Annotated in this window: 23 protein-coding genes; 11 read left to right on the top strand and 12 right to left on the bottom strand. The window is 64.7% G+C overall.

Annotated elements, in window-relative coordinates:
- Nucleotides 1-345: 345 nt before the first annotated feature.
- The 4 genes from HAP40_RS08400 to HAP40_RS08385 all read right to left on the bottom strand — a co-directional run bounded on the left by HAP40_RS08400 (nucleotide 346) and on the right by HAP40_RS08385 (nucleotide 6374).
- The gene (locus tag HAP40_RS08400) at nucleotides 346-1185 is read right to left on the bottom strand and encodes a universal stress protein (RefSeq protein WP_166818247.1); all 840 of its coding nucleotides are present in this window, start codon (nucleotides 1183-1185) and stop codon (nucleotides 346-348) included.
- A 116-nt stretch (nucleotides 1186-1301) separates the two neighbouring features.
- Nucleotides 1302-1691: a response regulator gene (locus HAP40_RS08395; RefSeq protein ID WP_166818248.1), complete on the bottom strand. Its 390-nt coding sequence runs from the start codon at nucleotides 1689-1691 to the stop codon at nucleotides 1302-1304.
- Nucleotides 1688-5266, bottom strand: coding sequence for a GAF domain-containing protein (locus HAP40_RS08390; protein WP_414645394.1), 3579 nt, complete (start codon nucleotides 5264-5266; stop codon nucleotides 1688-1690). The genes HAP40_RS08395 and HAP40_RS08390 overlap by 4 nt, the downstream gene beginning before the upstream one ends.
- A gap of 208 nt (nucleotides 5267-5474) precedes the next feature.
- Entirely contained in the window at nucleotides 5475-6374 is a 900-nt protein-coding gene (locus HAP40_RS08385) for a LysR family transcriptional regulator (protein WP_166818250.1), read from the bottom strand.
- A 131-nt stretch (nucleotides 6375-6505) separates the two neighbouring features.
- Here HAP40_RS08385 and HAP40_RS08380 point away from each other — a divergent pair, with 131 nt between their 5' ends.
- The 5 genes from HAP40_RS08380 to HAP40_RS08360 all read left to right on the top strand — a co-directional run bounded on the left by HAP40_RS08380 (nucleotide 6506) and on the right by HAP40_RS08360 (nucleotide 9826).
- Entirely contained in the window at nucleotides 6506-7396 is an 891-nt protein-coding gene (locus HAP40_RS08380) for an MFS transporter (RefSeq protein WP_334270954.1), read from the top strand.
- Nucleotides 7309-7713 carry an MFS transporter gene (locus HAP40_RS08375; protein WP_334270953.1) on the top strand — a complete coding sequence of 135 codons (405 nt, stop codon included), beginning with the start codon at nucleotides 7309-7311 and terminating at the stop codon, nucleotides 7711-7713. The genes HAP40_RS08380 and HAP40_RS08375 overlap by 88 nt, the downstream gene beginning before the upstream one ends.
- Nucleotides 7710-8489: a carboxymuconolactone decarboxylase family protein gene (locus tag HAP40_RS08370; protein WP_166818251.1), complete on the top strand. Its 780-nt coding sequence runs from the start codon at nucleotides 7710-7712 to the stop codon at nucleotides 8487-8489. Before HAP40_RS08375 ends, HAP40_RS08370 begins: the two co-directional genes overlap by 4 nt.
- Nucleotides 8490-8610: 121 nt before the next feature.
- Complete coding sequence (locus HAP40_RS08365; protein ID WP_208024953.1) at nucleotides 8611-9006, top strand: (R)-mandelonitrile lyase; 396 nt, start codon at nucleotides 8611-8613, stop codon at nucleotides 9004-9006.
- 46 nt (nucleotides 9007-9052) lie between these two features.
- Nucleotides 9053-9826: an SDR family NAD(P)-dependent oxidoreductase gene (locus tag HAP40_RS08360; RefSeq protein WP_166818252.1), complete on the top strand. Its 774-nt coding sequence runs from the start codon at nucleotides 9053-9055 to the stop codon at nucleotides 9824-9826.
- 40 nt (nucleotides 9827-9866) lie between these two features.
- On the opposite strand, the gene HAP40_RS08355 is transcribed toward HAP40_RS08360, so the two are convergent.
- The 4 genes from HAP40_RS08355 to HAP40_RS08340 form a co-directional block, all read right to left on the bottom strand.
- Nucleotides 9867-10544 carry a hypothetical protein gene (locus HAP40_RS08355; protein ID WP_166818253.1) on the bottom strand — a complete coding sequence of 226 codons (678 nt, stop codon included), beginning with the start codon at nucleotides 10542-10544 and terminating at the stop codon, nucleotides 9867-9869.
- Between the two features lie 129 nt (nucleotides 10545-10673).
- The gene (greA, locus tag HAP40_RS08350; protein WP_166818254.1) at nucleotides 10674-11156 is read right to left on the bottom strand and encodes a transcription elongation factor GreA; all 483 of its coding nucleotides are present in this window, start codon (nucleotides 11154-11156) and stop codon (nucleotides 10674-10676) included.
- A gap of 97 nt (nucleotides 11157-11253) precedes the next feature.
- Nucleotides 11254-11751 carry a hypothetical protein gene (locus HAP40_RS08345; RefSeq protein ID WP_166818255.1) on the bottom strand — a complete coding sequence of 166 codons (498 nt, stop codon included), beginning with the start codon at nucleotides 11749-11751 and terminating at the stop codon, nucleotides 11254-11256.
- A 165-nt stretch (nucleotides 11752-11916) separates the two neighbouring features.
- The gene (locus HAP40_RS08340; RefSeq protein WP_166818256.1) at nucleotides 11917-12288 is read right to left on the bottom strand and encodes a hypothetical protein; all 372 of its coding nucleotides are present in this window, start codon (nucleotides 12286-12288) and stop codon (nucleotides 11917-11919) included.
- Between the two features lie 247 nt (nucleotides 12289-12535).
- On the opposite strand from HAP40_RS08340, the gene HAP40_RS08335 reads away from it, so the two are divergent.
- Complete coding sequence (locus HAP40_RS08335; protein WP_166818257.1) at nucleotides 12536-12769, top strand: DUF3551 domain-containing protein; 234 nt, start codon at nucleotides 12536-12538, stop codon at nucleotides 12767-12769.
- 39 nt (nucleotides 12770-12808) lie between these two features.
- Here HAP40_RS08335 and HAP40_RS08330 read toward each other — a convergent pair whose 3' ends face one another.
- A complete protein-coding gene (locus HAP40_RS08330; protein ID WP_166818258.1) occupies nucleotides 12809-13327 on the bottom strand; it encodes a hypothetical protein in 519 nt (172 codons plus the stop codon).
- Nucleotides 13328-13570: 243 nt separating this feature from the next.
- Nucleotides 13571-15118, bottom strand: a complete 1548-nt coding sequence (locus tag HAP40_RS08325; RefSeq protein ID WP_166818259.1) for an acetolactate synthase large subunit — start codon at nucleotides 15116-15118, stop codon at nucleotides 13571-13573.
- A 253-nt stretch (nucleotides 15119-15371) separates the two neighbouring features.
- Between HAP40_RS08325 and HAP40_RS08320 the strand changes: the two genes are divergently transcribed.
- Both HAP40_RS08320 and HAP40_RS08315 read left to right on the top strand, forming a co-directional pair.
- A complete protein-coding gene (locus HAP40_RS08320) occupies nucleotides 15372-15950 on the top strand; it encodes a L,D-transpeptidase (protein WP_166818260.1) in 579 nt (192 codons plus the stop codon).
- Between the two features lie 90 nt (nucleotides 15951-16040).
- Nucleotides 16041-16856, top strand: a complete 816-nt coding sequence (locus tag HAP40_RS08315) for a DUF2927 domain-containing protein (RefSeq protein WP_166818261.1) — start codon at nucleotides 16041-16043, stop codon at nucleotides 16854-16856.
- A gap of 70 nt (nucleotides 16857-16926) precedes the next feature.
- Here the strand turns inward: HAP40_RS08315 and HAP40_RS08310 are convergent, their stop codons facing one another.
- Together HAP40_RS08310 and HAP40_RS08305 are read right to left on the bottom strand one after the other, a co-directional pair.
- Complete coding sequence (locus tag HAP40_RS08310; RefSeq protein WP_166818262.1) at nucleotides 16927-17733, bottom strand: class I SAM-dependent methyltransferase; 807 nt, start codon at nucleotides 17731-17733, stop codon at nucleotides 16927-16929.
- Nucleotides 17734-17814: 81 nt separating this feature from the next.
- A complete protein-coding gene (locus HAP40_RS08305) occupies nucleotides 17815-18942 on the bottom strand; it encodes a threonine synthase (protein ID WP_166818263.1) in 1128 nt (375 codons plus the stop codon).
- Between the two features lie 309 nt (nucleotides 18943-19251).
- On the opposite strand from HAP40_RS08305, the gene HAP40_RS08300 reads away from it, so the two are divergent.
- The 3 genes from HAP40_RS08300 to HAP40_RS08290 all read left to right on the top strand — a co-directional run bounded on the left by HAP40_RS08300 (nucleotide 19252) and on the right by HAP40_RS08290 (nucleotide 23042).
- Complete coding sequence (locus tag HAP40_RS08300) at nucleotides 19252-20508, top strand: GTP cyclohydrolase II (RefSeq protein ID WP_166818264.1); 1257 nt, start codon at nucleotides 19252-19254, stop codon at nucleotides 20506-20508.
- Nucleotides 20509-20515: 7 nt separating this feature from the next.
- Complete coding sequence (locus HAP40_RS08295; protein WP_166818265.1) at nucleotides 20516-21754, top strand: URC4/urg3 family protein; 1239 nt, start codon at nucleotides 20516-20518, stop codon at nucleotides 21752-21754.
- 133 nt (nucleotides 21755-21887) lie between these two features.
- Entirely contained in the window at nucleotides 21888-23042 is a 1155-nt protein-coding gene (locus HAP40_RS08290; protein ID WP_166811086.1) for an integrase core domain-containing protein, read from the top strand.
- The last annotated feature ends 190 nt before the right edge of the window (nucleotides 23043-23232 follow it).

Here is a 23232-nt window from a genome sequence, read left to right as displayed (position 1 = left end):
GCGATCACTGATCGCCCGATGGCGTTCGACAACCCGTCCCCATCAAAAAGTGCGAAAACAACCCCATGCACAGTAGCGGACGCGAGCCGAAACAAGACGTTACGCATTTTCCGAATTTCGATTGACGCGTCGGGCAAAACACGGGTAGGATCGTATCATCGGCAGACTTCGCCGGTGCGGCGCTCGTCCTGATGCGAGAAAGCGCAATGAGATCGAGACGAATCGTCATCGCGCTTTAGGTTCTTGTTTGCGCATGATCTCCGCGCAAACGCGTTCCGCGTTTGTCGCGAGGGAAAACCGCTGCACACTTTGCGCTAACGCGGCCCTTCGGGTCTGGATCATGCGCTAATGAGCCATCAGCACCGGCAAATCCGCGTGGTCCATGATATGGCTGGTCGCCCCGCCGAAGATCATTTGCCGCAGCCTCGTGCGGGTGAAGGCTCCTTTGATCAATAGATCACAGCCTTGAGCTCTGGCGGCATCGAGGACCGCCTCGCCGGTGTCGCGATTGTCCAGTTCAACCCTCGTCACATCGGCTGCAATGTCGTTGTAGCGCAGTTGCTGGACGATCCGGTCGGCAGATGGTCCCGGCACCCCCTGCCCCCCAACGACGGTCAGGACCGATACCCGTTCGGCGCGACGAAGCAGCGGCATGGCAAATGCATTTGCCCGAGCTTGCTCGGTACTACCGTTCCAGTGGATCATGATGTTGGTCGCGATGCTTCTTGGTGCGTTCAACGGCGCCAGCAGAACGGGCTTGCCGCTCTCAAACAACGCGGATTCGATCGCGCGACGGTGAGGGCCCGCAGCATCGGCGTCGGACCGCGCCATCACGATCAGATCGAATGCGCGCCCATGACTTCCGACGAAATCTTCGCCCACAGGCGCACCTTCCAGCCAACCGAAGCATGGTCGCTCCGAACCCGCACTGGCGCGAGGAATATCGTGCTTCAGCATGAATGCTTCGAAAAAGTTGCGCATGTCGTTCAATTCGACTTCGCTCTGCGCCTGATACGACTCCATGGGAATGCCGGTGGACAATTCCGCGACCAGATATGGAGGGACGCCAAACCGGAGTGGAAAGCCTTCGACATAGGCGCCGCAGCGTTGCGCGAGGCCGACGACGACATCGAGCGTCGATGTCATCATCGAAATATTCTGAAGCGGGACCAGGAGCGTCTTCATTCTCGCCCTCCAGCATTTTCGGTGACCATGGACATAGGGATGGCCAATCTCACCCGGGATGTGGTTTCACCTTGCATACCGAGCCGATTCGTCATCAACCACGAGAATGGTCGCAGTCATGCGGCTCGCTCAAGCCTTGTATCGATCTCCTGGCGCAGCGCTGCGAAGTCGATCGGTTTGGTCAACAGGTCGGCTGCTCCATTCGCGAGCGCCTTGCGCTTGGTCTCGGCGTCGCCGTAGGCCGTGATCATGATGACCGGAACATCGGGGCGGGCCGAACGCACGATAGGTAGCATCTCCAGGCCGCTCATTCCGGGCATGTTGATATCGGACAGGATCAGGATAAGGGCGGCATCCTCAATCTCGACCGCGCGCTGCAAGGCCGCGGGGGCCGACGATGCAAACTCCATGAGAAAACGACCGGCGCGCAGATCGCGTCGAAATTGCTGGCGGAACAGCGCCTCGACGTCGGGCTCGTCGTCGACCACCATGATGTAGACGCTCAACTTCGGCCTCCGGTCTGCACTGGTGCCGCCAGCGTACGCGGCAGCGTGATGATGAACTCAGTATAATCGCCAGGCGCGGTATCGACCTCGATGCTACCGCCGTGCTGCTTCACAATGATGTCGTGGCAGATTGAAAGGCCAAGGCCGGTTCCTTCGCCCGCGGGCTTGGTTGTGAAGAAGGGGTTGAATATTTTCTCTCGCACGTCGGCCGGGATGCCGGCGCCGTTGTCGCGAATTCGGATTTGCACGGCACCGCCGAGATTTGTGGTGGTCGCGCGCAGCCTTGGCTCGAAGCCGTCGCCGACGGCGTCCCTTTGTTTGCCGGCCGCGTAGAAGCCATTGGAAACGAGATTGAGGAACACCCGCGTGATTTCCTGCGGATACAGCTCGAGCACCCCCGCAGACGGATCGAGATTCCTTTCGAGCGTGATATCGAAGCCTGCCTTTTCGGCGCGCGCGCCGTGATAGGCGAGGTTGAGACTTTCCTCGACGATGGCGTTGATATCGACCGAGCGGCGCTCGCCAGACCCCTCGCGCGAGTGCAGGAGCATGTTCTTGACGATGGAATCGGCCCGGGTTCCGTGCTGCACGATCTTGTCCAAATTGCCTTGCAGCACGTGTATCAGCGCGTCGATGTCATGCCTTGCGGCCTCGCCGAGCGCGACCGAGCGCAACTCGTCGCCGAGTTCGTCGATCAGTTCGGAGGAAAGCGCAGCGAAATTATTGACGAAATTGAGCGGGTTCTTGATCTCATGGGCAATGCCGGCGGTGAGTTGCCCGAGCGAGGCCAGCTTCTCGGTCTGAATCAACCGATCCTGCGCATTTCGCAATTCCTCGAGCGATTGCGACAGTTCCATGGTGCGCTCGCGCAGTTCGTTCAGCAGGCGTGCGTTCTCGATCGCGATCACGCCCTGGTGTGCGAAATTGGACACGAGCTCGATCTGCTTGTCTGTGAATGGTTTCACTTCCTGACGAAAGATCGTGATGGTGCCGATCAGCTCATCCTCCTTGAGCATGGGCACGATGACGAGGGTCCTTGCGCCGGCAAGATCGGCAAGCGCGCGAACGTTCGCGTTGCCTTCGACATAGGGCGGCTGCGTCCTGATATCGTCGATATGAACCGTCTGATGAGTTTTCTCGACGGTGCCGAGCCCGCTCGCCGGATGCGGGCGAATGCTCTGGTAGAGCCGGGTGTCAACATAGGCTTGCGGCGCGTTGTGCAGGGCGACCGTGCGAAAGCCGCCATCCTCGTAGAGATTCATGGTGCCGAAGCCGGCGCCGCAGATTCGCGTCGCGTTCTCCAGCATCTTGTGGAAGACCGGGGTCAATGCGCCCGATGAAGCGCTTATGATTTCCAGCACTTCCGACGTTGCCGTCTGCCGCTCCAGCGATTCGTTTAATTGCTCGAACAGGTGCACGTTGCCGAGAGCGATAACAGCCTGATCTGCAAAGGTCTGAAGCAGGTTGATCTGCTTCTCGCCGAACGGGCGTACCTCCGTACGACGGAGCACGATCGCACCCATGCTCTCGCCTTCGCGCAACAGCGGCACACTCAGAACGGTCCGAACGTTGGAGCGAAGCGCAATTTCCCGTCCTGTCGGGAATTCCTCCCCTTCGGGCCCGAGCAGGTCGTGCACATGAACAGTGCGGCGGTCGGCAATGGCCCGGCCGGAGGGCGAATGGACACTGATCGGTCGCCGGCTCCACACCACGGGAACTTGTCCATGATGCGCCTGGACAACGATGTCATCGCCGTCCCTCAGAATGACCAGCGCATCATATGCCTCGCAAAGCCCGCATGCGCTTTCCACAATCGCCTCGAGCACCGGACCGACCTCGGTCGGCGAGGAAGCGATCACCCGCAGGATATTGGCGCTGCCGGTCTGGTAAGTCAGCGTCTCGGACAGATCTCGCGTCCGGGTCTGCAATTGTTCGAAGAGCCGTACATTCTCGATGGCGATCACGGCCTGGTCGGCAAACGTGGCGACGAGCTCGATCTGCTTTTCCGTGAACGGCTGCACGCGCCTGCGCGCGATCACGATCACGCCGATCGGTTCATTCTCGCGCAGGAGGGGAACACCAAGCGCCGTGCGCTGCCCAGCCATGGTAATGGACTCGTGCAGGTCGTATTCGGGATCGGCAGCGACGTCGAGGATTTGCACCGGGCGGCGTTCGAGTACGGCCCGACCTGTGATCGTGCCCCGTCCGGCGGTAATCGGGTGGCCTTGCAGAAATTCGATGTATTCCTCGGAAAACCCTACCGCCGCTCCGGCCTGATATTCATCGCCCTCGCGGCGCATGATGAATGCCATCTCCGCTTCGCACAGCCGTGCCGCCGAATCGACCAGCGTGTTGAGCACGGTTTGTAGATCGAAGGTCGAGCGGCTGATCACTTTCAGAACATCGGCGGTCGCGGTTTGCTGCTGCAGCGATTCGGCGAGATCGCGCGTCTTCGCCTGGACCTCGTCGAACAGCCGGACATTCTCGATCGCGATCACGGCCTGATCGGCGAAGGTGGAGACCAGGTCGATCTGCTTGTCCGTAAATAAGTTCACGGTCTTTCGGCCCAGGAACAGCACGCCGATCGTTTCTCCGGACCGAAGCAGAGGTACGCCCAGGAGGGTGCGATAACCACCGGCCCTCTGCTGCTCGGGATAGGCGTATTCGGGATCGGCCGCGACATCCCGGATCTGGACGGCTTTGCCGCACAGCAGGACGCGCCCGACGACGCTGCCGCGTCCAGCGGTGAGGCGAATGCCCGCCGAGACCTTGGCCCATTCGGGCGAGAAATTGTACCGGGTTGCATGAGAGTAGGCACCGTCGGTGTCCTGCCGGACGATTGCCGCCATGTCGGCGCCACTGAGCCACGCTGCCGATTCCGTCAGCGTATCGAGGACCGTTTGCAGATCGAACGCGGAGCGGCTGATCACCTTCAATACATCGGCGGTCGCGGTCTGCTGTTTCAGTGACTCGCTCAAGTCGTTGGTGCGTTGCTGAACCTGGTTGAACAGCCGCGCATTCTCGATGGCGATAACGGCTTGATCGGCAAAGGTCTGCAAGAGCTGCACGTGATGCGGAGCGAAGGTCCCCGGCTCGACCCGCGTCACGCTGATCATGCCGATCACCACGCCGCCTGACGCGAGGGGCACGAACAGCATGCTGCGAAAGCCGCGGGCGCGCGCGATGAATTTGATGTCGTTCGTCAGCGCTTCGGTGTCGGGGGTCGGTACCACCTTACCCGCCTGCGTTCTTGCGAAACTCTCGAAATCGGCAATCGGCCGCGGAAACATATTCTTCAAGGCCTCATCGGCGGCAGAATTCGTCGGCGTGAATGCCGCCAAGTGGGCCATACCGTCGATGAAGCGGAATACGGTCGTCGAAAAGCCGCCGAGCAAGGCATTGGCCCGCTTCGCAATTGCATCGAAGACCGGCTTCACCTCCGAGGGCGAACTGGCGATGATCCTGAGAATGTCGGCGGTGGCGCTCTCGCGATCTTGTGCGGCGCGCAATTCGGCCAGGAGCCGTGCGTTCTCCAGCTGCAAATCCGCCACCACATCCTGAGGAAGCGCGGCCATCATGAAAATCCAAATCGCCAGCCGGTTTGGGCCGACGTCAAAATCTGATCAAGAAAGCGTCGGGAATTATTCCACTCCCGGGTCCTTCCGACCAGACCTACCGTGAGTTGATTTTCAATCGACTACGCGTCAGCCCGCTCCTCGGAAACAACTCGGCTTCCTCCCGGCGGTGTTTTGGTGGCGCTGAATTTCACGAGCGCAAGGTTTTCTACTTGCCGCGATATCGCAGCGCCTCCACGAGCAGCGAGAAGGCCGGCGAAGGCTGGCGGCGGCTTGGATAATAGAGATGGTATCCCGAAAAGGGCGGGCACCAATCCGAGAGCACCCGGACCAGACGGCCCTCGGACAAATAAGGCTGCACATGCCCCTCAGTGAGGTAGGCAAGGCCCAACCCCTTCAAGGCTCCATCCAGCAGAAGGCCCGCGCTGTTGAACACCAGCTGGCCCTCCACCCGGACATTGAGCTCCCGCCCGTTCTTTTCGAATTCCCAGGCATAGAGGCTGCCGCCATGCGTCGGCAAACGCAGGTTGAGGCAATTGTGGTGGGTCAGATCCTGCGGCGTCTTCGGCCGCTTGCGTTCGGCGAAGTATGACGGAGACCCGACGACCGCCATCCGCAAGTCCGGACTGATGCGCACGGCGATCATGTCCCTGGCGACGAGCTCGCCGGGGCGGATGCCCGCATCGACCTGTTGCGCCACGATGTTGGTGAGCCCGTAGTCGATGATCACCTCGACGCGGATGTCCGGATATTTCGGCAGGATCTTCTGCAGCGCCGGCAGCAGGATCTCGCCGGCGGCAAACTCCGTCGCCGTCAGCCGGATGGTCCCGGCGGGCTTCTCGCGCAATTCGCCGAGCGCAGCGAGATCGGCATCCATCTCGGTGAATTTAGGGCCGACGCTGACGAACAGCCGCTCTCCGGCCTGTGTCGGCGTGACGCTCCGCGTCGTCCGGTTCAGCAGTCGCACGCCGAGCCGCTCCTCCAGATTCCGGATGATCTGGCTGAGCGCGGATTGCGTCATGCCGAGCTTCGCCGCGGCGCGCGTGAAGCTGCGCTCCCTCGCCACGGCGAGGAAGGCGAGGAGATCGCTGGCGTCCTCTCGATTCATTCATAAGCCCAGCTAATGACCGCATTCGAAATCTATCACCTAATCGGAGGAGCGCGGAAGTCCTAGGTTCGGGGTCGGCCATCGGGCCCCAAGACGGGGTGCTGGAACGAAGGCAAGGACCTATGACAAACATGTCGGCAACAGCCCTTCGAGAGGCCGCTGCGCCGCGCCGTGTCGCCGGCCTGATGCCGATCATGGGGGTGGTCTTCGTCGCCTTTCTGGTCATCGGCGTGGCGATGCCGGTCCTTCCCCTTCATGTCCACGACGGATTGGGCCAGGGCACCTTCGTGGTCGGCCTGGTCGCCGGCAGCCAGTTCGCCGCTTCGCTGATCTCGCGGCCATGGGCGGGCCACTTCTCGGATCGCAGCGGATCGAAGCGCGGCGTGATCGTCGGCCTGCTCGCGGCCGCAGCGTCCGGACTGCTTTATCTGACCTCGCTCGGCGTCACGAACACGCCGCTTGCGTCGGTCTCCATCCTGCTGCTCGGCCGTGGCCTGCTCGGCGCGGCCGAGAGCTTCATCATCACCGCCGCCGTGAGCTGGGGGCTGGCGCTCGCCGATGCCCGCAGCACCGGCAAGGTCATCGCCTGGGTCGGCTCGGCGATGTTCGCCGCCTTCGCGATCGGCGCGCCCGCGGGCTCCATGCTCTACGCCGCCTGCGGCTTCGCCGCGGTCGCGATCGCCACCGCGGTCGCGCCGTTGCTGACGCTCCTGCTCGTCGTTCGACTCCCTGCCGTCCCTCCCCTCCACCACCCGACCCGCGCTTCGTTTGCCGAAGTGCTCGGTGCCGTCTGGGTGCCGGGCCTGGGCTCGGCGCTCGGCAGCGTCGATTCGGCGCGGTTACCACATTTGTCGCGTTGTTGTTCGCGAACCGCGGATGGGCCAATGGATGGCTGGCCTATTCCGCTTACGCCGCCGCCTTCATCCTGGCCCGGATGTTCTTCAGCCATGTGGCCGACGCGATCGGCGGCGCGAAGGTCGCGCTGGTGTGTGCGGCAATCGAAGCCGCCGGCCAGGCGCTGATCTGGCTCGCGGCGCGGCCCGAGATGGCGCTCGCCGGCGCTGCGCTCACCGGCTTCGGCTTCTCGCTGGTCTATCCCGGCTTCGGCGTCGAGGCCATGCGCAGCGTTCCCGCGCAGAGCCGCGGCCTCGCCATGGGCGCCTACACGGCGTTCCTGGATCTCGCGCAAGGGCTGGCGAGCCCCGCACTCGGATTGATCGCGACCGGTGCACGACTGAACGTCGTCTTTCTCGTCAGCGCCGTGACCGTTCTCTGTGCCGCCCTGGTCGCGTTGTGGCTGATGACGCACCCGATAACCCCAGGAGGAACCCCGTCATGAGGATGATCGCAGCCGCCTTGCTTTCCCTGTGCCTGGCCGCAGGCCCTGCCGCCGCACAGACAGCCAAGGAAGGAGACAATCCAATGCCAAAGCCGGAAGACATCCGCGCCGTCGCTCCAGCTCTCGAAGCCTATGCGCAAAAGTTTGTCGTCGGCGATCTGTGGACACGACCGGGGCTTTCACGCCGGGATCGCAGCATCGTCACCGCTGCCGCACTGATCGCGCGCGGTCAAACTGTCGAACTGCCCCGCTATCTGGCACTCGCGCTCGACAACGGCGTGAAGCCGTCGGAGATATCCGAGATCATCACGCATCTGGCCTTCTATACCGGCTGGGCGAACGCGCTGGACGCGATCCCGGCGGCGAGGGAAGTGTTCAGGAGCCGTAACATTGGCGCCGATCAGCTCCCGCCGGCCTCGGGGCCGCAGCTGCCGCTCGATGAGGCCGCCGAGAAGCAGCGGGCCACGCGCGTCGGCGAGCAGTTCGGGCAAACCACGCCGAGCCTTGTCCAGTACACGACCGACGTGCTGTTCCGCGATCTCTGGCTAAGGCCCGCCTTGGCGCCGCGCGACCGCAGCCTCGTCACCGTGAGCGCTCTCATCGCCACCGGCCAGGTCGCGCAGATCACCTATCATTTGAATCGCGCGATGGACAATGGACTGACGCGGGAGGAAGCCGGCGAGGCACTCGGCCATCTCGCCTTCTATGCTGGCTGGCCCAACGCGTTCTCCGCGGCGCCCGTCGTCAAGGACGTCATCGAAAAGCGGCCGCGCTGACCGGAGAGATATCGTGATCACACGACGGGGCGTCCTCATCGCCGGCAGCGCAGCCGCCACTCTCGCAATTCAGCGCAAGCAGGCGCTCGCGTCCGAAGCACAGAAGGAGACTGGGATGGACATCGACATCAAGCGCAACGGGTCACGCCCCTCGCAGAAGGGTTCGCAAGACTGGTTCACCGGGAGCGTCCGGATCGACCCGCTGTTTCAGGCCCAGGATCCAGCTCGCGCCGGTGCCGGCCAGGTCACGTTCGAGCCCGGTGCCCGGACGGCCTGGCACACCCACCCACTCGGGCAGACGCTGATCGTCACGGCCGGGCTCGGCTGGGTTCAGCGCGAGGGCGGCCCGGTCGAGGAAGTCCGCCCCGGCGACGTCGTCTGGTTCCCGCCGGGCCTGAAGCACTGGCACGGCGCTTCGCCGACGACGGCAATGACCCACATCGCGATCCAGGAATCCTCCGGCGGCAGGAACGTGGATTGGCTGGAGAAGGTGAGCGACGAGCAGTATCGGAAGTGATGCGCCGGCGCTGTAGAGTGCGCGTGTTGCATCTGAGGGAGCACGCATGGCGGTCATATTCATCACGGGCAGCGCGGACGGTCTCGGCCGGGCGGCGGCACAATCCCTCCTCGATCAAGGTCACCGCGTTGTGCTGCACGCGCGATCGGCCGATCGCGCCGCAGCGCTCGGCGAGATCACCTCGCGTGCCGCAGGCGTCGTGGTCGGCGATCTCGGCAGCGCCACCGAGACGAGGAGCATCGCCGATCAGGTCAACGCGATCGGCCGCATGGACGCGATCATCCACAACGCCGGCGTCTACACGCGGCCGAACCGCGGCGCGACGCCGGAAGGCCATGCCGAGACCTTCGCCATCAACACGCTGGCGCCGTTCATGCTGACGGCCCTGATCCGGCGCCCCGACCGGCTGGTGTATCTCAGCAGCGGGCTGCACCGCGGCGGAGAGGGCTCGCTGGACGACCTCGACTGGAAGCGCCGGGCCTGGGATTCCGCAAAAGCCTACGCCGAAAGCAAGCTGCAGGTGGTCGCGCTGGCATTCGCGCTGGCGCGGCGCTGGCCGAGCGTCCTGAGCAACGCCGTCGATCCCGGATGGGTGCGCACGAAGATGGGTGGATCGGGCGCGCCGGTCGATCTCGACACCGGACAACGGACCCAGGCCTGGCTGGCGGTGAGCGCGGATACCGCGGCCCTGGTCAGCGGGCGCTACTGGCATCACTTGCGGCAGGAGCAGCCCGCCGGCGAGGCGGCCGATCCGGAATTTCAGGACCAGCTCATCGACAGATTGAGCAAGCTGACGGGTGTTGCGCTGCCGGAGGCCTGAATTGCGAAGCGCTGACGCGCGGTAGGCTTCTGCAGCAAGCTCAATCGGCCCGAAGCGGCCGCCAGGCCGCGTAGAAACCGACGAGGGTCCCGATGGCGACCAGCGCCGCCGCCAACAGAACCTGTAATTGACCATCATCGGTCGGGCCTACCGATGACACGAGCCGGGTCACGATGACGAACAGAATGCCCACCGAGGCCGCTGCACCTACGCAGAGATAAGCGAGTTCTCGCCTCAGCTTCCCGCCGAGAAGTCCGAGGGCCGTGAAATACATCGCGCAGGCGTTGGGATGAATGAACAAGGCAACGCGCGCGTAGGAACCGTAGGCATCGAGAAGGGACTCGCATCGGCGCAGGGCCGCTCTGGAAGCAACCCGCTGCAAGAGCGGCCTGAAGAAACGAGCCTGTCCGTAACTTAAGACGGCACCCACGATGATGGCCAACCACGCCGCGATGAAAACGGAGACGTCCACGGACTTCGGACTGAGCGCCACCGACATCAGGATGAGGGCTGTTCCCGGAAAGTAGCCGAAATACGGGAAGACCGACTCCAGCAGCACGCAGACGAACATGAAGACCAGAAACCATGACGAGCCGGTCGCGCCCTGGACGATGGCGTTCAAGTCGAACAGGTTCGTCTTGTACAGGACGAGGTACATGCACATGGCCAATCCGGCCAGCGCGTAGAACGGCAATGCGCCGGACAGAAACCGTCTCATCCAACCATCGCGCTTTGTTTGGCGGAGACGTCGGCCTCGCGCTCTTCCGGATCATGCTTGAGGCGAATGAGATTGCTCCTGTCGATTGCGCCGTTTGCCACGCGATCCTGCCCTCGCTTCGCGCTGTGCCTACGCAATCGACAAAATCTCGATCTCTTGCGCACCCGAACCAACGACGTCGCCGACCGCCTTCCCCATCAGCGATCTCGCCACCGGCGAGACGAACGAAATCGTCCCTGCCTTCGGATCGGCTTCATCCTCGCCGACGATGCGATAGGTCTGCACCCGGCCGTCCGTGCGGCTGAACGTGACGGTGCTGCCGAAGGCGACGGTATCGGTCGAGGCGGGGTCGGGAACGAGCTGCGCGGTGCGCAGGCGTTCGGTCAGATAGCGGGCGTCGCGCAGGGGCACGGCCGATTGCCGGCGCTTCTCGTTGACGTCCTCGATGGCTTGCGCGGCTTCATGGGCCTGCCGCGCCTCGGCAAGCTGCCTCTGCAACGCCTGCAGGCCGGCTTCCGTCACGAGGTTCGGATGCGGCGAGATCGGGCGATCCGGCAACAGCGTCTCGGACGCGGTTTCGGCGCTCTCTTCCTTGGTGAAGGCGACGCTCAAATCGGTATCCTGTCGAACAGTTGGCTAGGGACGATGCGTTCGCGCGCGGCGATCCCCTGGATTGCGCACCCGATCATCGCCGGCACTTGCGCCCGAATTATATCTCAAGTTCGACGAAACGACGGAGCTTGAAGACGAGATCCGGCATGGCCTGGCGGAACCGGGTCGCGTTCTGGAACGTGGTCGAGAACGGCGCAAAGGTGATCATGGCGTTCCAGTGCCTGTAACCGTAGACCGTGACCGAGGCGCCGGTCGCGGGAAAATTCTCCAGCTTGCGCAACTCGCCGAGCACGAGATCGGCGATCGCTTCCGCGGGCAGCAATTGCTTGCCGTCCCGTGTGGTGGCGATTTTCGCAGGCGTCTCGACCGGTTGCGTCTCGGCCGGCGCGGTCTCGGGTGCAGGCTCGGGCTTGAGCTCGGGCTCGGCCGGCGCGGCATCGAGAGCGGCCGGCTCGACCGTCTCGGGCTCGTTCGCCGGAGCTGTCGGAGGAGCCTCGGTGAGCGGCGGCGGCGTCACGGTGTCTGCGCGCTTGTTGCCGCCCAGGATGCTGGTGATCATGGCCACCAGGCCAGCATCCTTCCCGTCGTCACTCATTCCTTCCCCCGCCTTCCCCTGGACTTTGGCCTGTGGAGCGAACCGGCATTCGGCTTGCTCGATAACGCTCCCGGATCACCACAATGTATGTGGCTTGATCCCATGGCCAAGGCCATCCTTCAATGGGCAACGGCGACGCAGCCGGCGACCCCGCCGCGCGATCCGTTATCGCTTATCGAAAGGAATGTATTGCTGGTACTGCTTGGGCACCGAGCTGCGGTAGCGCGCGGGGACAGTGCCGCTGTCGATCGAATGATCGATCTCCTGCTGCCGCGTCATCTTCTTCTTCGCCGGCTTCTTCGAAGCGCTCTTCTTGGAGGCGGTTGGCTCGCTGGAGGCGTCGGTGGTCGCAGCCGGCGCCGGCGTCGCAGCCGGTGCCGTCGTCGCGGCCGGTGCCGTCGTCGCGGCCGGCGCAGTGCCTGTCGCCGCAGGCGCAGTGGTTCCGCCGGCAGCCGGTGCGCTCTGCGCCAGAGCAAGCGGCGTTTGCATCATCAGCGCCAGCGCTGCCGCCGCAGCCAACAAATATGATTTCTGCATCAGAACCTCCAAATGCCTGATCCGAATGAGGTAAAGCCTAATCCCACGGGATCGAGACGTGCAAGTTCGCCGAGAATAGGCCGGAACCCGCGCGCGAACTGTGGCCGACATCACAGTGGCCGCCGCCGGCTGCGTCACGATGTACCGCGCCTCGAACGCATCCGGCATCGCGGACACCAACCCAGCATGACCGTGCGTCAGACAGGCCATGGGAACGCTTGTTCCATCATCCTCGAAGGAGACTGAAATGCGTCGCACCATCCTCACGCTTGCATCGTTCGCAACCCTGATCGCCGCGTCACTGTCGGCGGCGCCGGCCCAGGCCGGCAACGACAGATATTGCCTGCAAGGCCGCAGCTGGGGCTATCCCGGCAACTGCCAATTCTCGAGCTATCAGCAATGCGCCGCCACGGCCTCCGGCACGTCGGCGTCTTGTGGCGTCAACCCGCGCTACGCCTATTCGCAGCCCTATTACTACTGACGAGGACGCGGCGTGCGCGAACCCGCACGCCGCGCCTTCTCATGCGCTGCCGGCGAGGCCGATCTCCGCCAGCCGTGTCGCGAACCAGCGCGACTGCGCCTCATCGACCAGCCCGCTGACATAGACCTCCGACATCGTCACGGAATGGCTGTCCAGCACCAGCAGCACGCCGATCCAGTACGGAAACCAGACATGCACATCGGTCAGTGCGCGCAGCTTGTGCTGGTCGTGCTCCAGCGGCGTGTGATTGCTCGCCTTGCGGATCTCGACGGCGAGCAGATTGTTCGGGATCTCGCGCTGGTGCACGGCGACATCGGGATAGATCGACTTGCCGAGATGGTCGTCGGTCGAGATGATGCTGCCGCGCGGCAGGTGCAGCGTGCGCTCGCCGAGCCGGTCGTAGTTGCAATCGACTGACCAGCCGGAGAACTGCTTCTCCAGATGCACGGCGAAGCGATGCGTGATCGACCGCTCGCCGACGTCCTTCTCGAACAGGAAGGTCTCGTGGGCGTAGAAATCCCGGAGCGCCGCGATCACCTTGTTCAGCTCGGTCTGCATGTTGCCCCCGGCCCATCACGCGCACCCAGTTGCGCCGCTATCAGCCCCTCATGGTGAGGAGCGCGCGTGCACTTCACACCCTGAGTGTCGTCCCGGCGAACGCCGGATCCATGCCGCGAGGTCTACCAAATGCGCGCGGTGCGCGTACCGGACCCCGAATCTTCGTCAAACTTCTCCCTGGGGGTTATAGGTCCCGGCTTTCGTGCGCAATTGCGCACCAGGCCGGGCCGGCGAGGGAGAAACTTACATCTGGACTTCGATCAGGCGCGGCCCGGGCTCGGCGACGGCCTCGGCCAGCGCCTTGTTGAACTCGTCGGCATTGGTGACCGCGCGGCCGGGCACGCCCATGCCCTTGGCGAGCGCGACGAAATCCAGCGTCGGACGGTCGAGCCGGAGCATGTCGTTGGCGCGCTGGCCGGGCTCGCCGGCGCCGACATTGTCGAACTCGCCGCGCAGGATCTGGTAGATGCGGTTGGCGAACACGATGGTGACGATGTCGAGGTTCTCGCGCGCCTGCGTCCACAGCGACTGGATTGTGTACATTGCGCTGCCATCGCCGACCATGGTGATGACCTTGCGATCCGGACAGGCGATCGCAGCGCCGATCGAAAGCGGCGTCGAGAAGCCGATCGAGCCGCCCATGTTTTGGAGCCAGTCGTGCGGGGCGGCCGCCGCCGTCGGCGGGAAGAAGCCGCGGCCGGTGGTCAGGGATTCGTCGACCATGATCGCGTTCTCGGGGATCGCACAGGCGATCGCCTGCGCGATCGAGGCGAAATTGAGCGCGCCGGTGGGCTTGACCAGTTCGGCCAAAGCCTGCGGCTTGACGTCCTTGGCGCTGGCCTTGACGGCGCCCGCCAGCGCTTCGAGCGCCGCGACCGAGTTCTCGCCCCACGAGGTCATGCGATGGACTTCGCAGCCCTCGGGCTTGAGCATGCTCGGCTTGTTCGGATAGGCGAAGAACGCCACGGGATCGTCGGACTCGACCAGCACGATGTGACGGAACTTCGCCAGCATCGGCAGCGCCTGCTCGATCACATAGTGGATGCGGTCGATCGAGAAACGGCCGCGGCCGCGCGCCATCCTGGGGCGGAAGGTCGGACCCATCACCGTGCAGCCGGTCTTGCCGGCGATGCGCTCGGCCAGCGCCAGACCCTTCTCGCTGAGGGCGCTGCCGGTCATCAGGAGCAGCGTGCCCTCGCCGTCGCCATGCAGGATCCTGGCGGCCTGCTCCACCGCCTGCGGCGAGTAGCTCGCGCGCTGCTGCTCGGCCGGAACCTCGGCGATGCCGTCGGCCTCGTTCCAGGCGGTGTCGGCGGGCAGGATCAGGGTCGCGATCTGCGGCGGCGCGCTTTTGGCGGCGGCGATCGCCGCGGCGCCGTCGGCTGCGACCGATTTGGAATCCGGGGAGGTGCGGACCCAGGACGACATCGGCCGGGCCAGGCCCTCGATGTCGGAGGTCAGCGGCGCGTTGTAGCCGATGTGGTAGACCGCGTGCTGGCCGACGATGTTGACGATGCCGGAATTGGCCTTCTTGGCATTGTGCAGATTGGCAAGGCCATTGGCGAGGCCGGGACCGAGATGCAGCAGCGTCGAGGCCGGCGTTCCCTTCATGCGGAAATAGCCGTCGGCGGCGCCCGTCACCACGCCCTCGAACAGGCCGAGCACGCAGCGCATGCCGGGTACGCGGTCGAGCGCTGCGACAAAATGCATCTCGGAGGTGCCGGGGTTGGTGAAGCAGACGTCCACGCCGCCCTTGACCATCGTCCGCACCAGGCTTTCCGCACCGTTCATTCTTTTTGCTCCGCAACCGGTCTTTTCAGGTGATCCATCCGACCAATCATTGTTCGCGCGGTCCGTCAAAGCAATAGCCGCCATCGCGGCCCTGCCCCGCGCGGGTTTGGCTAATGTTTTTCGGCAAATTGTGGTTGCCGATTTGGTAACGCCAATCGTGAAGAAGGACCTGCCTCACGGGCCCGTGGCTTGCGGAATCCCCGCAAATATGGCCTGTGGCGTTCATTGAATCGATTTCTTGCTGGGGAAAACAATGATCCGGTTTTTTGCCGCGCCGATCGCCGTCATCGCACTGCTGTCAACCACCGCAGGCGGCGCACTCGCCGAAGAGTTCGACTCGCGCGACATCATGGGCGGCGGCCCGAACTTCTTCCGTTCCGGCGCCAATCCCGTCCCCCGCACCACCGTCATGTATAACGGCAAGTACGCGCCCGGCACGATCGTGGTGAACACCAGCGAGCGGCGGCTGTATCTGGTGCTCCAGAACGGCCAGGCGCTGCGCTACGGCATCGGCGTCGGCCGCGACGGCTTCCGCTGGGGCGGGGTGCACAGGATCACCGCCAAGAAGGAATGGCCGGCCTGGACGCCGCCGTCGCAGATGCTGGCCCGCCGGCCCGACCTGCCGCGCCACATGAAGGGCGGCGTCGACAATCCGCTCGGCGCGCGGGCGATGTATCTGGGCTCGACGCTGTATCGCATCCACGGCTCCAACGAGCCGGAGACGATCGGCCAGGCGGTGTCGTCGGGCTGCTTCCGCATGACCAATGACGACGTGACCGACCTCTATAGCCGCGTCGCCGTCGGCACCACCGTGGTGGTGCTGAACAACTAGGCCGGCCGGACGACTGCGTCGGGGAACCCGCGGAGCGCGTGAATTTGCCGACTTGTGCGCGCGAGGCGAATGCGGCAGCGTCGACGGACGATGAGCGCTCTGAATCCGTCCTCGCCTCGCCTTCGTATCGCCCTCCTGGTGCTCGCCGCGCTCACCTTGGTGCCTGACGCCGCACCCCCGGCTGCCGCGGGCGAACTGCCCGCGATCACCTCGCGCCAGCGCTCGGAGAAGAAAAGCTTCACCGACGGCGAGATCGTCGAGGGCTTCCTGAAGACGGCGTTCGGCGCCGAATATCACCTCGCCGGCCGCGTCGACCGCATCCGCAAGTTCGACGGGCCGGTGCGCGTCTACGCCGAGAGCGATCGCGCCGATCGCAAGACGCAGCTCGCGAAGGTCGTGAACGACATCGCCACGCGCGTGCAGCATCTCGACATCGCCATGACCGACACCCACGAGGCGGCGAATGTGCGGGTCAAGCTGGTGCGCGACCGTGAACTCTACCGCACGCTCACGAGCTTCTACGGCGCGGAGAAGGCGCGCGAGATCCGCAACTCGCTAGATCCGCAATGCCTGTCCGGCTTTCGCAAGAACGACAATTTCGAGATCGAGCATTCCGACGTCATCCTCACCGTCGACAACGGCGATTTCACCTTCCTCGACTGCGCCTATGAGGAGCTGCTGCAATCGCTCGGGCCGATCAACGACACCGCCAGCGTGCCCTGGACCATGTTCAACGACAACGTCTCGATGGGCTATTTCGACGTCTACGACCAGTACATCCTCAACGTGCTCTACGACCCCCGCATCAAGGCGGGCATGACGATCGCGGAGGTCAAGGCGGTGCTGCCCGCCGTGCTCAAGGACGTGCGCGCGTGGGTCAAGCGGGTGAATGAACTGAAGGAGTGACGCGCCGCTTACCCTGCCCTGGAGGGGAGGGTAAGCGAGGCGCGCACGTGAATGTTGCCGTCGGGCCCGCTCACGCCTTCCTTGCCCTGGTCATCAGAAATTGCTGGCGCATCACGTTGCGGCTTCCGTCGAAATATTCGGCGATCAACGCCTCGAACTCGCTGCGAAAATCGCGCAGCTTGTCCGGCTCGTCCTTGTACTGGGCAACGAGCTTGATAAGGGGCCCGATCGTCGCTTCCATGGTGCGGCGGAAATGCTGCGGGCTGAGCGCGGAGGGCGTCATGATGTCGACCTCGAAAGAGAGATCCCTTACCTTGCCCGCGAGACGCTCGGCGATGATCTTCGGATCGCCCCACAACACCGGTGATGCCACGCCCTCGGGCGGCGGCAGGTGGCGGCCGACCAGCGCGAACATGCGTCCGACATAAAGATGCGGCGGCCAGGTGGAGAAGGCGATCGTTCCGCCGGGCTTCAGCACGCGCAGCATCTCGCCGACGGCAACATCCGGACGCGGCGCGAACATGTGGCCGAACTGGCTGAGCACCACGTCGAACTCGTTGTCCCCATAGGGCAGGCCTTCGGCGTCGCCCTCGGTGAAGGCGACATCGAGGTTCATCAGCTGTGCGTGCTCACGGGCCCGCTCGAGCAGGACGGGCGACAGGTCGAGACCTCTCACCTTCGCCCCGCGGCGCGCCGCCGTGATCGCGGCGACACCGGTGCCGCATCCGACGTCGAGCAGCCTTTGCCCGGCGGCAACGCCGGCAAAGCCGACCAGCTTGGCGGCGGCCGGCGTGGTGAAGACCTCCATCGGCGTGAACAGCGACCAGGCTTCCTTCTGGATGGCCTTGAAACCCGCAAACGGATCCTGCGCAATCATGGAACTCTCCTTTGCTCAAGGTCGGTCTCCATGAGGCTGGCGGCGGACGTCGAAGGTTCAACGCGGGTCCGGCAGGATCCCCTATTGCACGAGATCGGCGACGGTGGTTGCAGCCTTCAGCCCGGTGCCGGTGAGGACGGCCACCGTGGTTTCGTTCGCCTTGATGGCGCCGGCGGCGGAGAGTTTGTCCAGCGCGGCAGCCGCGCTGGCGCTGGTCGGCTCGGCGAACAGGCCCTGCCGTGCGAGACGCCGCAGGGCGGCGACGATCTCGTCCTCGGCGAGCGCGACGGTGCCGCCACCGCTCTCGCGCAGCGCGGCGATGATCTCGCGCAGGCGCAGCGGGCTCTTGATGGCGGTGCCTTCGGCGATGGTCTTGTGTACCTCGCGCGCGACGGGCGTGTCGACGCCGGCCTTGAAGCTCGCATCGATCGGCGAGCAATTTTGCGGCTGCGCCGCGAACAGCCGCGGCAGCTTCGAGATCTGCCCGGCTTTCAGCAACTCGCGGAAGCCGAAGGCGCAGCCGAGCAGGCTGCTGCCGGCGCCGACGGGAACGATGACGTTGTCGGGCGCGCGGAAGCCGAGGTCCTCCCAGATCTCGTAGGCGAGCGATTTGGTGCCTTCGAGAAAGAACGGCTGCCAATTGTGGCTGGCGTAAAACGTCTGGCTCGACTGGCGGATGGCCTCGGCCTCCGACTCCTCACGCGGACCTTCGACCAGTTGCACCGTGGCGCCATAAGCGCGCACCTGCGCGATCTTGGCCGGCGACGTCGAGGCCGGCGCCAGGATCTTCACGCGCATGCCGCCGGCGGCACCCAGCCCCGCCATCGACGAGCCGCCATTGCCTGACGAGTCCTCCAGAATTGCATCGACGCCGATCTGGCGCAGGAACGACAGCATCACCGAAGAGCCGCGGTCCTTGAAGCTGCCGGTCGGATTGAACCATTCGAGCTTGAAGAGCGGACGCAGCTCGCCCCAGCCCTGCTGCACCAGCGGCGTGCAGCCCTCGCCGAGCGTGATCGGGTTCTTGATCTCGACCGGCAGCGCCGCCCGGTAGCGCCAGAGCGATCGCGCGCGGCCATCGATGTCCTCGCGCGCGATGCCGGCGCCGGGCGTCACCAGCAGCGGCGTCCGCTCGTCCGAGCACCAGCGCGGCTGGTCAAGGGAATAGAGCTGTCCGTTGCGGGGGTCGATATAGCTGGCGGTAGGCATGGCGTTCTCCGGGGCAGAACCGATCCGCCCGATATGTCCGAATATGCAGGTTTTATCCAGCCACCTGTTTGGAGGGCGCGGGCCGGCCCCTTCAAAAATCCAAACAATTCCATAGATATAGGGGGTACTCGGGCGCCGTTCGCTGATCCGGAACGGCCGTTCGACCGGTCCCGCACGATTAACTTGTCTGTCGCCGAGGGCCGCTACAATATGTTGGATTGAGCTTGCGTCGCCGGGGTCCTCGACTGGCAACGCGACCGAGCCAGGCCCGTCCGAGCGGCGGGCCATTGGCTTTTTGGGAGCCTGGACATGAGCCGCGCGAACCGTACCGACCACATCCGCCTGACCTCCCATCCGGAGCCGGGCCGGAAGGCCGCCTTCCCGATCCACTGGGGCGCGGCGGACGCGCGCGCCAGAGGACCGATCATCGGCACGGTATCGCGCACGGGCGATCGCAACGTGATCGGCAGCCATGGCGGGTCCTATGCGATGTACCGGGCGCTCGCGGTCTCTGCCGGCGCGCTCGATCCGATTCGCAGGCCCGATCTCACCAACACGTTTCCGGCCGCAACCATCGGGCCGTTCGAGCAATGGCAAGACCCCGCGAAGATCGTCGCGCTCGATCCCTGGGGACACCTCGTTGCGGAGAACTTCCGCCAGGAGATCGCCGAGGGCGTCGACATCCGTCCGAGCATCGCGGTGACGCGGGCGCGGCTCGACCTGCCGGAGATTCGCGAGGCGCTGGCGGCAAAACGCTTACGCGCCGACGGCGAGGTCGTGCACACCAATGGCAGCGTCTCCGTCGCGAAGATCGCGATCGATCCGGTCTGGTACCTGCCCGGCCTCGCGACGCGCTTCGGCACCAGCGAGACCGAGTTGCGGCGGACGCTGTTCGAGCAGACCGCCGGCATGTTTCCGGAGCTGGTGACGCGGCCGGACATGAAGGTGTTTCTGCCGCCGATCGGCGGCACCACCGTCTACATGTTCGGCGATGTGACCAAGCTGCCGGACCATCGCACCAGGATCACTTGCCGCGTGCATGACGAGTGCAACGGCTCCGACGTGTTCGGCTCCGACATCTGCACCTGCCGGCCCTACCTCATCCACGGCATCGAGGAATCCGCGCGCGGCGCGCAGGAGGGCGGGCTTGGGCTCGTCGTCTACAACCGCAAGGAAGGCCGCGCGCTCGGCGAGGTCACCAAATTCCTGGTCTACAATGCGCGCAAGCGACAGGAGGATGGCGATGCGGCCGCCGCCTATTTCGAGCGCACCGAATGCGTTGCCGGCGTCCAGGACGCCCGCTTCCAGCAGCTCATGCCGGATACGATCCACTGGCTCGGACTGAAGCGGATCGATCGCTTCCTGTCGATGAGCGACATGAAGTACGACGCACTGACCTCGCAAGGCATCGACATCGTCGAGCGCGTGCCGATCCCGCCGGAGCTGATCCCGGCCGACGCCTATGTCGAGATCGCCGCGAAGAAAGCCGCCGGCTATTACTCGACCGACATCGCGCCCGAGAAGGACGTGGGCGACGTGGTCGGGCGTTCGCTGGAAAAATACTGATCGCGCGATGGCGGACGCTTTGGAACGACAGGCGCGCGCGCTGCTCACCGCAGCGGCGGTTCGCGCGCGGGCCGAACAGATGCTCGAGCGCGGCCTTACCGGCGGCTTGAGCCACTTCACGATCGATCTCGGCCGCATGGACGGCGTTGCGGAAGCAGTGCTCGCGGTGACGCGACAAGCCTATCCGACGCTGGACATCCCGTTCCATGCGCGCTGGCGGCACTTTGTGCTCGGCGGCGTCGACCGCTGGGCGCGGCTGGCCGACACTGCATCATGGCCGGATCGCGCCGCGCGGGCGCGCGCCGAGTTCGACCTCGCCATCGTCAGCGTGCTGCTCGATGCCGGCGCAGGGGCTGCGTGGCGATACCGCGACGCCGAGACGGGACACGCCATGGGGCGCTCCGAAGGGCTTGCGATCGCAAGCCTCGAGATGTTCGCGGGCGGGCTGTTCTCGCACGATGCCGGCTCGCCGTTCAGGGCCGACGCGAACGCGCTCGCAAAGCTGCCGCTCGCCGCGCTCACCACCGCGTTTCAAGTGACCGACAACAATCCTCTGCTCGGGCTCGAGGGGCGTGCCGATCTGTTGCGCCGTCTCGGCAAGCTGGTGGCCAAGCGTGCAGACGTGTTCGGCCTGCACGATACGCCAAGGCCGGGCGGCCTGTTCGATCACATCGCGGCTCACGCTGTGAACGGCGCTCTTCCCGCGCCCGCCATCCTGTCCGCCGTGCTGAACGAACTCGGGCCGATCTGGCCGTCGCGGCTCGAACTCGCGGGCGTCCCGCTCGGCGATTGCTGGCGGCATCCGGCGATCCAGGCGAACGACGCAACGAAGGGCCTGGTGCCGCTGCACAAGCTGTCGCAATGGCTGAGCTACTCGCTGATCGAGCCGCTGCAGCGCGCGGGCTTTACCGTGAAGGATATCGACGGCCTGACGGGACTCGCCGAGTACCGCAATGGCGGATTGTTCGTGGATCATGAGGTGCTGCGCCTGCGCGAACCTGCCGATGCCGAGCGCGGGCATGCGGTGGATTCACTGCTGGTCGTGGAGTGGCGCGCGCTGACCGTCGCGCTGCTCGACCGGCTGGCCGAGCGCATCCGCGCCAATCTCGGCCGCACCCCCGAGACCTTGCCGCTCGCCAGCATCCTGGAAGGCGGCACCTGGGCCGCGGGCCGCACGATTGCCTTTTCGCGCCGTCCCGACGGCTCGCCGCCGCTTAAGGTGATCAGCGACGGCACGGTGTTTTGACCCTCTCCCCTTGTGGGAGAGGGTGGCTTCTGTCCAGACCGGATAGATAGGTAACACAATAGACCGGATGGATAGGTGACAGTTCTCTGTCGGCTGGGAGGAACAGCCGATGCCTTGGCGAGAGAGCTGCGCAATGGACCAACGGATTAAGTTCATCGCGGATCAGCGAAGCGGATTGTGGACGATGACGGAGCTTTGCGACCGCTACGAGATCAGTCGCAAGACCGGTTACAAATGGTTGGAACGCTACCGGCTGGAGGGGCCTGGGGGGCTTGCGGAACGCTCCCACGCCGCGCGGGTGCATGGGCGCGCGACACCACGGCACATCGTGGATGCGATCGTGGGGCTGCGGCTTGAGCGGCCGAGCTGGGGACCGCGCAAGATCGTGAGCAGGCTCGAGGCTCGGCAAGGGGACGTCGATTGGCCGTCGGCCTCGACGGCAGGCGAGATTCTTAAACGGGCGGGATTGGTCAGCAGTCGCCGGGTGCGGCGACGAGCGCCGCCGCGCATGGGGCAGCTGACGGTACCTCGGCATGCCAACCATGTATGGGCTCTCGATCACAAGGGCTGGATTCGACTGGGCGACGGCTCTCGGGTTGAACCCTTCACAGTGACCGACGGCTTCAGCCGCTATTTGATTAGTTTGGCGGCGACGGGCAGCACGCAATATGGCGAATGCCAACCACTGCTGGAGCGGGCGTTTCGCGAGTACGGCTTGCCGCAGATCATCCGCTCCGACAACGGCTCGCCATTCGCCTCGACCGGAACCACCGGCCTGACGGCGCTGTCGGTATGGTGGATCAAGCTTGGTATCCGTCATGAACGGATTGATCCTGGCCACCCGCAGCAGAACGGCCGGCACGAGCGCTTTCACCTCACGCTTCTGGAAGCCATGCGGCCACCGCCGCCAACCCGGGCGGCGCAGGCTCGTCGGTTCTCGGCATTTGCACGCGACTACAATGAAGAGCGGCCGCACGAAGCGCTTGGCCAGCGCCCGCCTGCCAGCTGCTATCAGCCTTCGCCCCGTGAGATGCCAAGGCGGCTTCCCAAGCCTGATTATCCATCCGAAGCCGCGGTTCGCCAGGTTCGCTCCAACGGCGAGATCAAATGGCGTGGCGACCTCATCCACATCTGCAGCGCTCTCGGCGGTGAAGCAGTCGCTGTCGAGGAAACCGAGGACGGAGCCTGGCAAGTGCGCTTCTTCGACGTGCCGATCGGCATCATCGACCAGCAAACACGCAAGCTGCGGCGCTGCGCTAGCGCAGCGCCGCAGCTGATCAAATCATGAACGACTGTCACCTATCCATCCGGTCTATTGTGTTACCCATCCATCCGCTGGACATTCGCGAAAGCGAAGCCGGGTGAGGGGTCTGTCTCCACGGGCACACCTCTCGCTTGAGTTCGTGGAAGCAGACCCTCATCCGGCGCTTCGCGCCACCTTCTCCCACAAGGGGAGAAGGGAAGAAGAAGAGCATCCC

This window comes from Bradyrhizobium sp. 1(2017) (assembly GCF_011602485.2).
Classification (GTDB): Bacteria; Pseudomonadota; Alphaproteobacteria; order Rhizobiales; family Xanthobacteraceae; genus Bradyrhizobium.
This window is presented reverse-complemented; position numbering and strand designations above follow the sequence as displayed.

Excerpts from the sequence above, each read along its gene's own strand:
- HAP40_RS08400 (WP_166818247.1), bottom strand. The coding sequence starts at position 1,185 with ATGAAGACGCTCCTGGTCCCGCTTCAGAATATTTCGATGATGACATCG.
- HAP40_RS08390 (WP_414645394.1), bottom strand. The coding sequence starts at position 5,266 with ATGGCCGCGCTTCCTCAGGATGTGGTGGCGGATTTGCAGCTGGAGAAC.
- HAP40_RS08385 (WP_166818250.1), bottom strand. The coding sequence starts at position 6,374 with ATGAATCGAGAGGACGCCAGCGATCTCCTCGCCTTCCTCGCCGTGGCG.
- HAP40_RS08380 (WP_334270954.1), top strand. The coding sequence starts at position 6,506 with ATGTCGGCAACAGCCCTTCGAGAGGCCGCTGCGCCGCGCCGTGTCGCC.
- HAP40_RS08375 (WP_334270953.1), top strand. The coding sequence starts at position 7,309 with ATGTTCTTCAGCCATGTGGCCGACGCGATCGGCGGCGCGAAGGTCGCG.
- HAP40_RS08370 (WP_166818251.1), top strand. The coding sequence starts at position 7,710 with ATGAGGATGATCGCAGCCGCCTTGCTTTCCCTGTGCCTGGCCGCAGGC.
- HAP40_RS08360 (WP_166818252.1), top strand. The coding sequence starts at position 9,053 with ATGGCGGTCATATTCATCACGGGCAGCGCGGACGGTCTCGGCCGGGCG.
- HAP40_RS08355 (WP_166818253.1), bottom strand. The coding sequence starts at position 10,544 with ATGAGACGGTTTCTGTCCGGCGCATTGCCGTTCTACGCGCTGGCCGGA.
- HAP40_RS08345 (WP_166818255.1), bottom strand. The coding sequence starts at position 11,751 with ATGAGTGACGACGGGAAGGATGCTGGCCTGGTGGCCATGATCACCAGC.
- HAP40_RS08340 (WP_166818256.1), bottom strand. The coding sequence starts at position 12,288 with ATGCAGAAATCATATTTGTTGGCTGCGGCGGCAGCGCTGGCGCTGATG.
- HAP40_RS08335 (WP_166818257.1), top strand. The coding sequence starts at position 12,536 with ATGCGTCGCACCATCCTCACGCTTGCATCGTTCGCAACCCTGATCGCC.
- HAP40_RS08330 (WP_166818258.1), bottom strand. The coding sequence starts at position 13,327 with ATGCAGACCGAGCTGAACAAGGTGATCGCGGCGCTCCGGGATTTCTAC.
- HAP40_RS08325 (WP_166818259.1), bottom strand. The coding sequence starts at position 15,118 with ATGAACGGTGCGGAAAGCCTGGTGCGGACGATGGTCAAGGGCGGCGTG.
- HAP40_RS08320 (WP_166818260.1), top strand. The coding sequence starts at position 15,372 with ATGATCCGGTTTTTTGCCGCGCCGATCGCCGTCATCGCACTGCTGTCA.
- HAP40_RS08315 (WP_166818261.1), top strand. The coding sequence starts at position 16,041 with ATGAGCGCTCTGAATCCGTCCTCGCCTCGCCTTCGTATCGCCCTCCTG.
- HAP40_RS08310 (WP_166818262.1), bottom strand. The coding sequence starts at position 17,733 with ATGATTGCGCAGGATCCGTTTGCGGGTTTCAAGGCCATCCAGAAGGAA.
- HAP40_RS08305 (WP_166818263.1), bottom strand. The coding sequence starts at position 18,942 with ATGCCTACCGCCAGCTATATCGACCCCCGCAACGGACAGCTCTATTCC.
- HAP40_RS08300 (WP_166818264.1), top strand. The coding sequence starts at position 19,252 with ATGAGCCGCGCGAACCGTACCGACCACATCCGCCTGACCTCCCATCCG.
- HAP40_RS08295 (WP_166818265.1), top strand. The coding sequence starts at position 20,516 with ATGGCGGACGCTTTGGAACGACAGGCGCGCGCGCTGCTCACCGCAGCG.
- HAP40_RS08290 (WP_166811086.1), top strand. The coding sequence starts at position 21,888 with ATGGACCAACGGATTAAGTTCATCGCGGATCAGCGAAGCGGATTGTGG.